This is a genomic window from Allorhizobium sp. Av2 (assembly GCF_021462805.2).
In the GTDB taxonomy this organism is placed as follows: Bacteria; Pseudomonadota; Alphaproteobacteria; order Rhizobiales; family Rhizobiaceae; genus Allorhizobium; species Allorhizobium vitis_G.
In genome coordinates this window covers 45,489-59,823 of sequence record NZ_CP192701.1, presented here as the reverse complement: position 1 = coordinate 59,823, position 14,335 = coordinate 45,489, and the positions used below count along the sequence as shown (strand labels likewise).

Annotated in this window: 13 protein-coding genes; 2 read left to right on the top strand and 11 right to left on the bottom strand. The window is 53.9% G+C overall.

The annotated features are described in order from the left end of the window. Positions 1 to 13 precede the first annotated feature (13 nt). Positions 14 to 448 (top strand): helix-turn-helix domain-containing protein, encoded by a 435-nt coding sequence (locus FS819_RS28935; protein ID WP_234625004.1) that lies wholly within the window; start codon positions 14 to 16, stop codon positions 446 to 448. Then, positions 438 to 899, top strand: coding sequence for a hypothetical protein (locus FS819_RS28930; RefSeq protein ID WP_234625005.1), 462 nt, complete (start codon positions 438 to 440; stop codon positions 897 to 899). Before FS819_RS28935 ends, FS819_RS28930 begins: the two co-directional genes overlap by 11 nt. Before the next feature lie 333 nt (positions 900 to 1,232). Here FS819_RS28930 and FS819_RS28925 read toward each other — a convergent pair whose 3' ends face one another. The 11 genes from FS819_RS28925 to FS819_RS28875 all read right to left on the bottom strand — a co-directional run bounded on the left by FS819_RS28925 (position 1,233) and on the right by FS819_RS28875 (position 14,046). Continuing rightward, a complete protein-coding gene (locus FS819_RS28925; protein WP_234625006.1) occupies positions 1,233 to 1,556 on the bottom strand; it encodes a hypothetical protein in 324 nt (107 codons plus the stop codon). 61 nt (positions 1,557 to 1,617) lie between these two features. Then, entirely contained in the window at positions 1,618 to 4,107 is a 2,490-nt protein-coding gene (locus FS819_RS28920) for a TraM recognition domain-containing protein (protein WP_234625007.1), read from the bottom strand. A 10-nt stretch (positions 4,108 to 4,117) separates the two neighbouring features. Continuing rightward, complete coding sequence (locus FS819_RS28915) at positions 4,118 to 6,451, bottom strand: DotA/TraY family protein (protein WP_234625008.1); 2,334 nt, start codon at positions 6,449 to 6,451, stop codon at positions 4,118 to 4,120. A 25-nt stretch (positions 6,452 to 6,476) separates the two neighbouring features. Beyond that, a complete protein-coding gene (locus FS819_RS28910; RefSeq protein WP_234625009.1) occupies positions 6,477 to 7,991 on the bottom strand; it encodes a hypothetical protein in 1,515 nt (504 codons plus the stop codon). 3 nt (positions 7,992 to 7,994) lie between these two features. Continuing rightward, entirely contained in the window at positions 7,995 to 8,600 is a 606-nt protein-coding gene (locus tag FS819_RS28905) for a hypothetical protein (RefSeq protein ID WP_234625010.1), read from the bottom strand. A 3-nt stretch (positions 8,601 to 8,603) separates the two neighbouring features. Continuing rightward, positions 8,604 to 8,852, bottom strand: a complete 249-nt coding sequence (locus FS819_RS28900) for a hypothetical protein (protein WP_234625011.1) — start codon at positions 8,850 to 8,852, stop codon at positions 8,604 to 8,606. A gap of 6 nt (positions 8,853 to 8,858) precedes the next feature. Beyond that, positions 8,859 to 9,896, bottom strand: a complete 1,038-nt coding sequence (locus FS819_RS28895) for a hypothetical protein (RefSeq protein WP_234625012.1) — start codon at positions 9,894 to 9,896, stop codon at positions 8,859 to 8,861. A gap of 61 nt (positions 9,897 to 9,957) precedes the next feature. Next, positions 9,958 to 10,974: a hypothetical protein gene (locus FS819_RS28890; protein WP_234625013.1), complete on the bottom strand. Its 1,017-nt coding sequence runs from the start codon at positions 10,972 to 10,974 to the stop codon at positions 9,958 to 9,960. 4 nt (positions 10,975 to 10,978) lie between these two features. Then, entirely contained in the window at positions 10,979 to 11,764 is a 786-nt protein-coding gene (locus FS819_RS28885) for a hypothetical protein (RefSeq protein ID WP_498724832.1), read from the bottom strand. Next, positions 11,761 to 12,465 carry a hypothetical protein gene (locus FS819_RS28880; protein WP_234625015.1) on the bottom strand — a complete coding sequence of 235 codons (705 nt, stop codon included), beginning with the start codon at positions 12,463 to 12,465 and terminating at the stop codon, positions 11,761 to 11,763. Before FS819_RS28880 ends, FS819_RS28885 begins: the two co-directional genes overlap by 4 nt. Positions 12,466 to 12,687: 222 nt before the next feature. Continuing rightward, positions 12,688 to 14,046, bottom strand: coding sequence for a hypothetical protein (locus tag FS819_RS28875; protein WP_234625016.1), 1,359 nt, complete (start codon positions 14,044 to 14,046; stop codon positions 12,688 to 12,690). Between the last annotated feature and the right edge of the window lie 289 nt (positions 14,047 to 14,335).

Here is a 14,335-nt window from a genome sequence, read left to right as displayed (position 1 = left end):
ACAGGTTGAATGGATGCAAGCAGCGATGGCGAACGCAAATCTTTCCAAAGCTCCTAGCCAAGCGGATATCGACGTTGGGAGGAAGGTAAGATTTCAACGCATAGTCTATGGCCTAAGCCAAGCCGATCTCGGCGCTGCGCTATCGGTGGCCAGGCAACAGATTCAGAAATATGAAAACGGAACGAACCGCCTACGCGGCGATCAAATTGATACTTTATCCAAGCTCTTTAAGGTGCCAATCCAATACTTCTATGAGTACGATCCTGAACGCAGCGGGCTCCCCTTTGTTGAGCAACAACAAGCAGATGATGATATGTTCCGTTTCGTCCGCTCCAAGGCTGGAAAGGAACTGAACTTCGCGTTCCTTCGGATTCGAGATCCAGAAGGCAAACGTCAAGTGGCTGCACTCGTTGAAAGCCTCACGAGGAAAGACGACAATGGCAGTTGATTTTGAGGACCTGCCTTACAGCCGACTGGAAGAGCATATTTATTTTCTTAAAATGCTTGGTGTTGGCGAACGGCTCCTAAAAGACGTGACGCACGTTCTTGAGGAGCTTGGGAAAGACCACCGTTATCCAGTTCCCCCGCACTTGATCCTGTTGCTGCCCGCCGAAATGATACCTCGTCGCATGGTGAAGATTGCCGAGGTTGACGTTGCGGAATTTCAAATGATCGCACACACCCTGTTACAGATCAGGGCGGCTCATGGTGATGATCCCGCAAAAGTCGCTGGCTTCGCAGTCGCCTCCAGTCTTCGGGCTAAAGGAAGTCCGGTGCGGCGAAGACGCCGTACACCAAGATCCTCTCTGACAGATAGAGAGATCAGGAAAATGGCTCGAAACCTTCAATCACTCGATGACGGTGCTGTGATCAAAACCGACGATGAGGATGCCTTTTGAGCGAGATGCAAACATGCAGATCTGCACAACGACAATCTCTCAAAATCACCATAGGTTTTGTCTGTCCCTGAATTTGGAAATAGGGGACTGGTGCTCGCACCGTTAAGCGTCGTTCGTCCTGAAAAACGAACGGCGTTTTTCTAAAGACGGCAGCAAAATCGAAGCCCGCCACTCGTGGGGTTCGAGTACGCGGGCCTCTAACCGCCATCATGGCGGATGCACAAGCGTGGAAGGGAAGTTCGAATTTAGGACTGTGGCAAGAAGCACGCCCTGTATCGATCTGAAAACAAAATGGCCCGCCAGTTGCGGGCCACCTGATGACAATCAATAAAATCAGCCCTCGTAGTAACTGCCAGGGCCACGCATTTTCCCGGTGCCGGTCGGTGCGCCTGGTACGCCGAGGCTGAAGGCCACATTCGGATCGAGCGCACCGCGCATAGCCATCTGATGGGCCATGACAGCGGGGTTAGAGGTATCGGACATGGAGCCTCCGAACCCGGTGTTGCGATTGCCAGAAGCGAAATTGGCGAGTGCTGCATCGCGCTTGCGCTGAGCTTCCAATCGAGCCAGGTAGCCAGGATGCATCTTCTCGATAGCGGCGTGGTTTTCAGTCGGCGTCCGCTGCAAGTTCTGAACAAAATCCTGAAAGAATCCCATGGCACTCTCCTTTTATGCAACTACTATAACACTACAGCATAAAACCGCAAGTGAATTAACGTTAAGCCTGCTCTTTAACGTTCTCAAGCAACGTTGAGTGCGCCTTAAACGTCTTATCCTGTGCTATTAAACGCTCCTTATCGTGTTTTTTTATGCCACCCGATTCGTCATCATAGCTTTCCCACTGGTTGATCAGCGCATCAACAGCCGACCTATGCAGGGCTTTACAGCCATTCGAGTCTATCGCCTCTTTAAGCATCCGGTCTACCAAAGCAATGATGTCGCTCTTCACCGTTGTGCTTGCGACAGCTTTACGTTTTTCAAGAGCCTCCCGATCGTAGTCATCAAGCCACTCTCTGATCTGGCTATTGCTCAGCTCGATCGCTTCCGTCTCACATTTTGAAAGGAATTTTGCGATGATATCGCTTTCAACGTTTGCAAACAGTGCCGACTGGCGGATCTCCGCATCGAACTCCGAAGACGAGAGCTTGCTCACGTTGGACGCTATCGCCTCGTTCCTCGCAATAGTGGACCGCTCGCTGTCAGAGAAGGTCTTGACCTGGACATAGGGTACCAGGCGCAATTCATCAGGTTCGGGCACGTCCCCTGTGTAGAACGCCCGATAGCGAACGACGCGCGCGCCTCCAAGCCCTTCACTTTTCGTTCCAACGATCAGATGGAATTCGCCATCTGCTTGCTGCATCAGATCGTCAGGATCGAGACGGCCGACATGCTCGACAGAACTATCACTGGAAATCTTGAAGCCATCGAGACGACCACGCTGGTAGCTCATGGATTTCGAAACCTGAACCATTGCCTGGCCGGCCGCACCGTCGAATTTCTTGAAGGTCTCAGATTCCTTACCACCGGTCATGCGACCAAGATGCCGAAGGTTCGTGTTCTCCCATGTCGCCTCGCCCTCCGCCTTGTCTGCCTTAGATAGCGAAGGTAGATCCTGCGTCCCGAACGTCAGCGAAACTCCATATGAGCGAGCCTGTGCTGGAGCTACAGCGAAGCCAGGAACGACGTAGTAGCCATACTCGTCGCAGATGATCGAGTAAGGAATCTTGGCGTTCGACGGGCGTCCCTCGATGATCTTCCGATAACTACCCTCAAGCGGTGTATCGAGCAGGGTGGCGAGCACGCCCTTGATCGCTGAAACCGCCATCTTCCCAAGCTGCTCCATGCTCGCCTTTGAACGTTCAAGAGCAGGCAAAAGCACCAGCAGTACGCGACGGTTGAGCAACACATCGCGATAATTGATCTCGCCAATCTCATCTGAATAGATGTGACCATAATTGAAGGTCAGATTCCCTGTCGCGCGAACGAGCTGCATCGTGATGAAGCCGTGCTGTTCAAGGACCTTCGCGCGAGACGGGTCGTTGCCGCCCTTCTTTTTCTCGCCGTTTTCTTCAGGCGTGGACTTGTTACGATCTCGCTCAAGAACCGCGAACTGGCGCTGGAACTCTTCATAAGTTGCCGTGTCCATTTTCGTGGGACGGTGAGGTTTCTCGGGAGCTTCATATCCAGGGAGGTTGTTGAGGTACAGCTGCAACGCACCGCAATACTTATTCGTCAGATCGTTATAGATGCGACGGTAATCCTCGCTACCATTGCGCAGATCGACAATCTTACCATTCTGATCGCGGAAAATTCCGAACCACACGAGATTTTCGATGTTCGTGAGAATATAAAAATCACTCAGCAATTTGCTGTTGAACAGCAAAAGACCCTTGTCGGCCAGGAAGGACAGCGGCGGCGTGATCGCCTCCAAGAAGGAGATCGCCCGCCCCTGCCACATATCAGAGTTTCCGCCACCTGAGCCACTGTCCAGGAGGCTCACCATCAACTCCGCCTTCATCGCGGCGCTGCCCGAAGAGAGCGGATTATAGGTATTCGTTCGCCGAGCATCGAGACCGCTGGCGAAGTCCTTCCCGCCCATGATGTAATTGATCAGGAGAAGGTCTTCTTCCCGGCCAAGCACACGACACACGCGGAAAACGCTGGCAAAGGTCTTTGGATCAGATTTTCCGTCAACTAGGATAGCACCGGATTCGAGGACGAGGGAATTGAAGATGTTCCCCATAATCTCTTCGGTCTTACCGGAGCCCGTTGTGCCGACCACAAGCCTATGAGTTCGCAAGTCGTTCGCAGCAGTCCACAGCTCCTCGTCTGTTTCCAGATCCATCCCAAGGTAGTAGAGGCCTTCTCCCTTGCGGCCACCTGTCGAAGCGTCTTTGTAAACCCTGCCTGTCATTTTATGCAGATATGCCGGCACCCTGAAGGAGGTCTGCCACTTCCGCGATCCATATTGGAATTTCATGAAATAGGTCGAAAGCGCTGCAACGAATGCAATCTCACCAGCCAACGGGAGGTAGAGCCCTACCGTAACCGTCGCAATCGCGATTGACATGAAGAACCAGAGTACGCCCGAAGGCGTATCCAGGGCATCACTGATGCGACGCGGAAGGGTTCTGACATCATCGCGCCGATTTTTTGGCGTGATTTCGATGTTCCTCGATACGCCTCTGAAACTAGCGTTCTGTGCCATAGGAAACCCCTTATCCCGCCTTACCGCCGTTGCCACCACCCTTGCGGTTCAGGAACTTCGTTATCGTCGCCCCTGAAGCAGATCCAGCTTTGGAATCCTTACCTGTTGCGTTACCAAGCCGCTTCTGCAAGCCGGCGGTGGAATTTTCGCCGATCCCAATCCCCGCCTGGGCACCGCGACCGACCGGGTTAAGCGCGCCTTCCACCTGAGATGCGATGGCGTTCGCACCGAGAATGCTCACACGCACGCCAATGAATTCCATGACCGCATCGCCGAGGCCGGTGATGATCGCGCAGCAGTTGGTAACCAGTGCAATAAGTGTCAGCACGTACATCACCAAGAGCCCGAAGCCGAGGAACATGTTCGTAAGATCAAAGTCAGGGGCGATGATCATGTAGATCCCACTGAACATAATGTTAATGAAGTCCAGGCCCACCCGCATGACCAAAAAGCAAGCCAATAACCCCAAGATCATCAAAACCGGCCTGAAGAATACACCGATCATCAGCAGCAGACCCTGTTTGTTCGTCCCAATGATATCGCCCGACTTGTGAGGCGCAAAGGTCAGCAGAATCCAAAGGGGTGCCGCGATCACTGCCTCGATCGCCATGATTACCCAACCGATCGCTCCGGATAGAAAATAGACGAACGGCAAAAATGGCAGCATGATCGCCAGGATCATACCTAAAACCATCAGGCCGTATCCAAGATAGCCAATGACTTCGGCAGTGTAAGAAACGGCAAATGAACCCGCAGCAGCCAGGAAATTGCCGGTAGCTAGGGACGCAAGGCCTAGCCCGGTTCCTACAAGATCTGTTGCGCCAGCGGCAGCAATAGTGACGCCGGCTGCGAGGATGGCCGTCTGGCCCAACTCCTGAATTTCAATGAGCGGATCGTTCCACTGGTTTTGATCCGCATCACTACCACCAGCCTTGGCGTGCGAGAACATGAACGAGTACATCCACTGCATGGTCGCCATGGACGAGCGCTCTTGGTTGTTCGCTGCCACCTTTTCCAAAGTGGTCTTCTCACTCGCATTAGGTTCGCCAGCCTCCAAGAAAGCGCCTTCAAATGTCTGGAAATAAGCGAAATCGGCGTCGGCACTAGCGAAAAGACGCTCTTCAGTGTTGTTGTACCCGGAGATCCAACCAAGAAATGATGTGGCGGCCGCTTTGGGGTCCATTTCGGTCGAGTTGATAAAGCTCAGTTGATTGCGGGCGTTGTTGAGCTTTGTGACGTAAGCGGCAAGAGCACGCTGCCATGTCGCTGCAAACATCCAACCATTATCCGTTGTCGCGCCCAAGAAACTTGCTTTAAGCTGGTTCATCCCCGATGCTTCGGCGCTCACAAAGACCGCATTATCCACACCTGTAATGTAGTTCGTCGTCTGATCAGCAACGGCCTTCGCAATATCCGCCTGAATTTTCACCGTATTACGCTCACCGGCAAAGATACTCTGCGCAATTGCCTGGGCAGTAATGTCGAGGTTCTGAACCGCTGTTACTGCCTTGCCGCGCACGGTGCTGTTTGTGAGGTTCGTAAGATCTTCGGCAAATGTCTTTGTCGACTCGTAAACGGAGGTATCAACGGTCGAAGTGGTCGGCATCGGACTTCCGACGAGCTTGACGCTGCCGCAAAGCTCATTTCTGGCGCTATAGGCATCTCCTGAACTAAAATACCAGACCACAGAGCCATCATAGAATTTTCCGTCGTCGCCCCGCACGTAGGTCTTCACCGTCTCCGGACCTACTGGCGCTACCGGCTCCCCTGTCCCCAACGTGTTCGATATCTTGTTCATGTGCAGCCGGCACAGGAAACCGGCCGTCCTTGTCGCGAGAACGCTGGACATCTTTTTGGCCGTCATGAACGAGTCAGCGTTATTCGTATTCGACGCCGTGTATGTCGCCGAGGTCGTCATCTGTGTGGCGACTTCCTTCCAGACGTAGTCGCCCAATCCTGATCCCCAAAGCAGTAACTGAAGCACGAGGATCTGAATGACGGAGAACCCACTTGAAACAGGAAGGAGAAGAGCTGCGCCGCCAGCAGCGCGAAGAGTGGTCACGGCTAGGTTGGTCTCTCGCCCACCCGCTTCCCCATCGCGGGCTGTATCAAGGAAAAGCTGGTACATCATATATGCCGCAACAACGGTTGCGAAGAAAAGAACAGCAACGTTGAACGTACCGATCACGGTAGTGAGAATCGCTTTCCCGGCCACCGGGTCACTACTGCCGATCAGCGATGAAACCGTACTCCCGAAAATTCGCTCCAGAATTGAAACGGCGTAGTCACCGTCAACTGGAACAAATATCTCGGATACGGATTCGGTTGGATCACCTGCTGCCATGGCGGTTCGTCCCTAAGTAGGCGCGTCACATCGAGAGCGATGCGCCGGCTCGTTTCTCTTCTGAGGCTTCAAATCGGTACTTGCGCGTTAGCGAAATGACCTCTGCGAGGCCCGCCACAAATCGTTCTGTCAAATCGCTATGGGGGGCGTGGTCGAAACCACCGTTGAGGGCGACAATCCCCCCACCGGAAACAAAATCGCTGTCACCGGATCTGCGCATATGATCGGCCATTGCTGCCTCAAAACTCCGCGCGATCATCTCAACCGGGCTCTTGAGATATGCAGCATGCTTCTCCGAGACATGAGCGTTTTGATCGACCAGCCAGTTGATATACTGGCGAATGCCCGTATCATCGAGAAGGATGGCTTCGGCGTCCTCGACCTTCAGGTGATGACGATGGCTAAGGTCGATAGCATGTCCCATTTCGTGGACGACGACGCCGGCAGCGCTGGGGCTCATCTTTATCGTACGCATCGAAACGAGTTCGCCCGCGACCTTCGGGCGGAAGCCACGCTGGTACCCAAGCGCATCATCGGCACCAATGCGTTTGCCTAGATGGAAAATGGTCCTATCCGCGAAGAGATCTCGCGGAGGTATCTTCAGCATCTCGGCGGCTTTTTCCATCGCCATGGAAACGCGCATGAAAATGCCACTTTTCCAGCTCCCCGGCATGGATGGGTCGGCGACAAACTTCGCGCTATAGCTTTCCGGCTCAATTTGAGGCGATCCGAGGGCTTTCCCGTCCCAAACAGCGAAGTTTGCTTCTATCGCCCGCGTGAATCCGCGGTAGAAATATGCCTCGTCCCAACCGTGATCTCGATCACCAAACTGAGCGTATTGTTCCTGTAGGTGCTCAGCGAGCCTCAAAGCTCGTTGATCGGATTCGAGCCGATGATCGAGGTGCGGAACGCCCCGGCCGATCTCCGCAGCGTTGAGAACCGCTTCCTGGAAAGGGCGGAAGACCTCACCAGCAAGTTTGGCTCTCAAGATGGCCGCCGACATGGTTGCGGTTGCGTCAAAATACCCGATTTGTAACGCTAACTGGTGCCAGACCTCGACAGCTCGACCATCGAAGGGAACGACAGAGGGCGTGATCCCCATGATGTCCTGCGCCGCCACCACGCGTGCAATGATCTTATTGCGCTTGTCGCCATCGAGCATGCGAACGAGATCCTGCGCGACAGTGTCCTTGCTTGGATAGAGAGCCTGAACAAGATCAGCCCCGATCGGGTTCGTGAAGCCAAGCAGCTCTTCCCCCTGGCGAAGCTTTCCCGCATCTACCTTCGCCATGATCACCTGATCCCGGTCGAAGAAAGGCTCAAGGGCAGCAACAATTGTAGAGATCTTCGAGAAGTCTCGGTAGTTTTTGAATTCGATGCCTGGCTTTTCCTCGGAGGCAACCCATCCCTCAAGTGCAGAGCCGATAATTGCCGATGCCTCGGCTGTATTCTCGAACGACAATTTGAGAAAGTAAGCTCCACTCGCTTCCTGTGACCGCTCTAGCTTCGCTCCAAGATTTTTCAGGTCAAACCATTGCATAGCTCAGTCTCCGCCGCCGTCGTCGGAAAAATCTTCTTCAACTTCAGCCGCGCTAGTTTCTTGGCTTGGTTGATCGTGCACATCATGCAGATGCTCTTCCGTTGAAGAGATAGCCAGGCGACTCCTACCGCCACCTTCCACGTTGACGATCTCGGTCATCGAGCTGGCGAACTGCTCATTTTGAAGATCGTTCTTGAACGTCACTTCCTCGCCGTCATCATTCAGCTCGCACGCAACTTGAAATCGCGCATTTTGCAATGAGGGATCGAGCGTGAGCTTGGCACATGCGCGGATCTTCATGACGGTGTTCGCGCTGCCTGACCCGTAGGAGAGCAAGAATCCTGAATTGTCAGACAATTTCTCCGCATATGCCCAAAGGACGAGCTTGGGCTCATTCCCACTGGTGTCATTGATGAGAAAGATGACGTAGTCCTGCGTTTGGAAGGTGGGGCAAAGCTCAAGCTGGTTAACCTGATCTTCCGTCATCACCTTTGATTCCCGGATCGCAGAGATTGCATCGGCTGGCGCAACCAGCGGCTTCGCTTTGCGCGTCAGCCTACGGGCATCAACTAGCGGCTTGGCGTGCTCTTTATCGCGAACAACTTCCAACTTTTATTCCCCGTTGCCTGGCACGACATCGAGATCGTCCTCGACCTCATGCGCGCTTATTGGCCTCGAAACAGGAAGCGCCTCACCTGATGTCCGCTCAGAAATTGCGACAAGCCTTTCAAACGCGGTTGGAGCATGAGGCGAGCCTTCAGTGGATGTCTCTTCCGCAAAAACGTGCTGTGCAAAATCGTCGCCAGCTTCAAAATCGGGAGCCGGATCGCCGGCAAAGAGGCTTTTGGAAAGTTTCGCCATAGTGAATTACCTCTGATCCGCATCTAGGGCGAGAACTGCTGCCATGGTCGCGGCAATGCGGGAATTGCTCTCCGATCGGAATGTCCTCATTTTGATGCTGAGAGCCCGAAGCTTGTTCAGCTCCTGCATCAGCCCTCGCTCGTTCTTGGTGGCAAGCTCTGTGTACCAGGCGTTGTAGCCGCTGCCGCCACCATATGTGTCCATGAGTGCATCGAGCGATGCATTGAACGAAGAACCATCGGCATCAGCTCCGCCGCCGCCCTCATTCATTGCACGGATCGCCGCGATCGACACCATTGCCGGTGATCTCACGGCCTCCGCGCGCATCGACTCGATCATCAGAATGGAGCCTCGCGCCGTGGAGGCTTCCTGCGCAGTTGGTTTCGCAAGCGGCAATCCCACAAGGTTATTGATGAAAGCGTCCTTAGCGTCCGCTGAAGCCGAGGCATTCAAGATTGTCGCTACTTCAACGTCAGCGGCTGGCTCACTGCCGGCTCCGCTGCATAGGCCCGCTGCCGCCTCTGATGCAGTGCAGTATTTCTGGCGATGCTTGGCGAGCGTATCTTGGATCGCTTCCTGCGGTGTTTTTGTCGAGCCAGGTGCTGCATAAACACGCTCTGGAGTCATGTATTCCCTTGCCGAGTTCTTGTAGACCGACATTGCGCTGGAGGCCTCATCGATCAGAACAGCCGTCTCGCAGGCATTCACAGATTGCCCATCAGGACCGAAATCAGCGTGCGCCTGTGTAATCTGCTTGTTCACATCGGTCTGCGTCATCGTGCTGGCTAACGCCTCGTCCGACTTCTGAATGGCCTGCGATACCTTCTGGCCATCGACATTCTGCTGACTGGTGTCGACCTTAACCGCGCTCATCATGCGCTGATAAGCGAACGTCATCTGTTGCAAAATCAGGTTTTTGTTCGTGTCGAAGGCGGCGTTAAGCGCCGTTGTCGTTGTGTCGTGGACGGATGTCCAAGCGGCATCGGGGGCAATCGGACAAAAGCCGCCGCCAGCAGCGGCCTCCTCCACGGTGACGAAAGGCAATGTGGCTATTGCGAAGGCAGTCGAAGCCGCCAGTTTAGATAGCTTGTGCATGCGTCTCCCCTTATTTCGATGCCTGCTGATTGCCAGGCAGCATGATGGCGGGTCTCGACTTGCCATTCGCCCCAATCAGCTTTTCAGCGCGCGATAGCGCATAGGTCGCGGTGACCATCTCTGTCCGCTGTTGTTGCCGGATCTCGTAGGCGAGGGACGCGAGGTTGGCAGCTTCAATGCGTACTGCATCCAGCAGGATGCCCCGCTCATGGCTACCGGCCATCGACGCGGCCCATTTCTCCCCGCCATCGTCGCCGATATACCCTTCAATTACACCGTCCAGCGCAGCCTTGGCCCCATTTGGTGCATTTTCTTTTGCAATCTCATCCATGGCCCGCAAGGCAACCGATTTACGGGCATCGCGGTTTAGCTTTTCCTGCAAGAAGATGCCGCCTGTCGCCGCTTCGGCTTGAGACTTCTCGATCGTGTCCGGCGGTCCCATGACAGCGTTCATGTATTCGGACGCAGCCGCCGTGTCCCCGTTGAAAAGAGCCTGCGCGCTCAGATTTGAGCCGTTGAGGATATCAGAATAATAGGCCTTTGGATCTGCAATGACGCCTGGTTTCGCTTTGACGCTGCCTGTATAGGCAGGACCGGCTGTGAATGTGCTTTTGTAAGCGCTGTGGAAAGTTTCCATGGTGGACTGCACGCCACACGAATCATAGCCGAGCGATTGGTAGCGGTCAGACTCTTCCATGATCTGCATGGCCTGGTCGCTGGATACATATGCCGAAGCGGTCGCTTCATTGGATTTTACGACCGTCGTGGATATCTGGTCATTGCTTGACGCTGTCTGCGCCACGCCCGTCTTCAAGGCACTGATCAGCATCTCAGTCTGGTATTCATGGAGGGCGATCAACTGCGCTGTACCCGCTGCCATATACGCCGTCACAGTCTGGCCGAGTAAGGCGGTTCGAGCGTTCACGACTGGCACCCCGGTCACCAGGCATGACTGAGCAAGTGCTGAGCTGGCCATAAGTGCCGAAGCGAGACCCGTAAATCCGAAGAGCTTTGCAATGCTTTTCATTTTTTCACTCCGTCGCTGATGTACCGGACATGCCGTCCAAAATGATGTTCTGCAGGGTTGTCCGGGCGGCGTTCCGCATCACGCCGGATCGAATTGCTTCAGCTCTCTGAAGAGCCAGATCAGAGCGTGTCGTGCCTTTTTCCGGCACGGTTGGAAGAGGTGCTACCGTGTCCACGTAATCCATGCCCGTCATGGCTTCTTCGGCACCATATCCGCGATGTGCAAGCCATACCGACGCATCCGTGTTACCGGCGTCGTAGCCGTTCAATGAGGTCTGGCAGTAGGGGCCGAGATCTTCTTTCTCCTGATCGGAGCAATAGACTTCCTTGCGGAGCGCGATCATAGAGCTGAGAGTGTCTTCCGTGTTTCCATTCCCCTCAGCGAGCCAGGCGCTGTCGCGCGAGCCGACGCTCTTGCCATGCTGAACCCGTTCCTCACGCGCCTTGGCGATGTCAGACATGCCAACAGAGATCATGCACGCATTGTAACCTTGGCCGGTCTCGTAGTTATAACGTGATTTCGCCTCAGCCATTTTCATATTCACCCGGCTCTGCAAAACAGAGCTGATCTTCGCCTCACCCGATTTCTGTGAGGTGTTTGCGACCTGTTGGCTACTGGTGTTGGTCTGCGCGGTGTCGATTTTCACCGAAGAGAGCAGTTGTTGGAAAAACGTCTGCCAGGTGATGATCCCGCTCTGGTCGCCAGCCGCCAAGGCAGGCGCGGCAAACACCACACCAGCAGAAAACAGAGCCGAGGATATCAACTTCCGCATAAAGTCTACTCCAATCAATCCTTCAGCCAGCTCGCGCCACCGCTTGTGCCGTTGTTCGGCGTCACGGTTACATTCGGTATTTCAGCTTCGACGGCCGAGGCGGCGCTGCCAGCGCTTTGAGCCGCATTGTCCATCGTCGTAACGACCGAGCTGGCACCTTCGGAAACGGTAGTGTTAATGCTGCTCCCGACGTTGTTCACGGCACCCTGAAGGCCGTTGAAGTCAAAGCCGTCACCAAGGGACGACAGATCGTAAGAGCCGTAATTGGCACCTGACGGAGCACTGATCGAAAACGAGCTTCCGAGAATACCGGCCAGATCGCCGGTAAGCCCCGAATTAAACGAGGATGTCGTGTCATTGATTTTACCAATCACGCCATTGACCTGTTCGTTCAAAATATCGCAGGCTTTCTGCTTGGCCTGGTTGATGGCCTGCTGAGCGATCCCCTGGATGCCACCCGAGAGGAACCCCGCAAGGTCGGGGATCATGGCCGATAGGTCAAAACTCTTCAGAAGATCGGGGCTGATACAAGAATTCGCGCCAGTAAAAAACTCAGACGGGTTGACCTTTGCCGCGTCTATAACCGCCAGACGCCGCTGTAGAGCGGCCTGCGCCGCCTGCTCAACGCCGCACGCAGCCGCAAAACTTTCCGAAGCACCACCGAATGCAGCCGCAAAAAGCAAGCCACCACCAAGCACCACACCACGGTATCCCACCATCACCCTCTCCTATCCGTCCGCTTTGTCCTTTCGAGACCTGATAGCCTCAGAAAGCTTAGTAACTTCAATATCCATAAAAACAGCCAGGAACGCGTTTACCCGACGCGTTGTCCGCAGCTTATCATCACCACGATGCGACAACAATTCAATCAGCGGTGCGTGCAGTACCGTGTTTGTCGTCTCGTCTACGGTGCTCATCCAAGCAAATCCATTTCAAATCGATCATCTGAACGCTGACAAGGAGTCGATACCAGCAAATGCACCGAAATCATAGATTGTTTTTGTGTGACCGACACGTTTAGCAACAGCCTCTGCGATAATACGCAACGTTGATTTATCGTCACTCCGCGTTGATTGACGTATAGCTATTTTAACAACGTTATCTTCAACCTTGATCTGGAATTTACTCGGAGCGGTCATCCAGAAATATTCGTCAGCTTCTACCTTGCCAGATGCCTTTAGCTCGTCCATGGCGCTGAGTGCGATCTTACAAATTTCTGCATGGCGTTCGTTGGTAGCGGTTCGCACCTCTCGCTTGACGATAGCAGTAGCAGCCGACGCTTGAGCATTTGTTTTTTCGTCGCGAGCAGAGACCAACTTTCTGAGATTTGATGAAACGTCTACGGTTTCTCGTTTCACAAGTCCCCAAAACCACTTTCCGCGATGGCTTATGCCGGTGCTTTCGAGTGCGGCGACGAGGATCGCCAGCGTCCGGAGCCCATGATGTCTGATACCACGATCCCAAGCACGGCCGTTGTCGTACCCAACGGGCAGAAGATTTATAGCCGCAGCGCGAAGAACTTTGACGATCTCATCGTCTGGAGCATCGCGGTAATCGCATCCGAGCAGATCCTCAATGGCTTTTTGAAGTTTCGGTGAAAGAGCGATCGTTTCCTTAACTGCCTCGCGGGAAAACAAATCCTCGCTGCCAAACATTGTTATTGTTTCTTTTTTAAAAGGAACATTAACTGTTAGGGGAAGGTCCTTGTTTTTTGGCAGAGGTGCTTGATCCTTCGGGAGGGAAACTGATTTTTCCGCCCCTCTTTTCTCTTGTTCTACCGGCTCGAACAAAGGCTGAAGTGCTTCGATAAACGGCGACAAATCTACCTGATCTCCTTCGATCGAGATAAGGCCTTTTTCGACTAGGCCGCGCCGAGCGGCGGTGCAGGACGAAGCGGAGAGGCAAACGTACTCTTCCGCCTCCCTTGCTGACAACCTGACGTGATAGTTGCCCCGCAGTACCGCTGAAGGACGAAGGACCATCACGTCGATAAGGGCCGAAAGATAGGTCCGCTCGCAAGCTGCCGCCTGCATCCTAGAAGCGAATGCATTGATGGCGCAGCGAATGCGATGAATGAAGTCTAGGAACTCGTAATGTTTCGCGCGGTCCTCGCTGCGATAACGGTCAGAAGCGCTGTAGCAAGCTTCCATGTAGGTCGATGGGCTTAAACGGCTTGAACGCGATAGGTTATTCGAGCGTGTTGCTCCGACTATACGCTTGAGACGTTCTTCAATATCACCAATCAATCCGTTCATAGTTGTCGGCTGTGCATGCTGCATTGCGGTGTGTGCTTTTGTCATGTCCTCTGGTCTCTCCAAGAGAGGGCCGTTCGACTGCAAATAGCTAGAAAGCACTTGTCTCCCGTTCGCAGAAATGGTATTTAAACCATCAACTGCGTTAACCGAGAGATCGGTTGACCAGAACCCTGCAGGAGCGTCAGAAACCCTGTTTAGTTCGGCAAGTTAGCTTTCAGACTTGCAATCATCGGAAAAGGCCTTGTCGAGAGACGGGCCTTTTCGCGTTTCAAGCCCTTGTTCATATTCAATTTGCTTCGGTTGCTATTTCCCTGTGTAGCGCGGACAATGGCCC

What these genes read in the sequence shown, in the direction of transcription:
- FS819_RS28935 (WP_234625004.1), top strand. Translation starts at nt 14, where the DNA reads ATGCAAGCAGCGATGGCGAACGCAAATCTTTCCAAAGCTCCTAGCCAA.
- FS819_RS28930 (WP_234625005.1), top strand. Translation starts at nt 438, where the DNA reads ATGGCAGTTGATTTTGAGGACCTGCCTTACAGCCGACTGGAAGAGCAT.
- FS819_RS28925 (WP_234625006.1), bottom strand. Translation starts at nt 1,556, where the DNA reads ATGGGATTCTTTCAGGATTTTGTTCAGAACTTGCAGCGGACGCCGACT.
- FS819_RS28920 (WP_234625007.1), bottom strand. Translation starts at nt 4,107, where the DNA reads ATGGCACAGAACGCTAGTTTCAGAGGCGTATCGAGGAACATCGAAATC.
- FS819_RS28915 (WP_234625008.1), bottom strand. Translation starts at nt 6,451, where the DNA reads ATGGCAGCAGGTGATCCAACCGAATCCGTATCCGAGATATTTGTTCCA.
- FS819_RS28910 (WP_234625009.1), bottom strand. Translation starts at nt 7,991, where the DNA reads ATGCAATGGTTTGACCTGAAAAATCTTGGAGCGAAGCTAGAGCGGTCA.
- FS819_RS28900 (WP_234625011.1), bottom strand. Translation starts at nt 8,852, where the DNA reads ATGGCGAAACTTTCCAAAAGCCTCTTTGCCGGCGATCCGGCTCCCGAT.
- FS819_RS28890 (WP_234625013.1), bottom strand. Translation starts at nt 10,974, where the DNA reads ATGAAAAGCATTGCAAAGCTCTTCGGATTTACGGGTCTCGCTTCGGCA.
- FS819_RS28880 (WP_234625015.1), bottom strand. Translation starts at nt 12,465, where the DNA reads ATGGTGGGATACCGTGGTGTGGTGCTTGGTGGTGGCTTGCTTTTTGCG.
- FS819_RS28875 (WP_234625016.1), bottom strand. Translation starts at nt 14,046, where the DNA reads ATGACAAAAGCACACACCGCAATGCAGCATGCACAGCCGACAACTATG.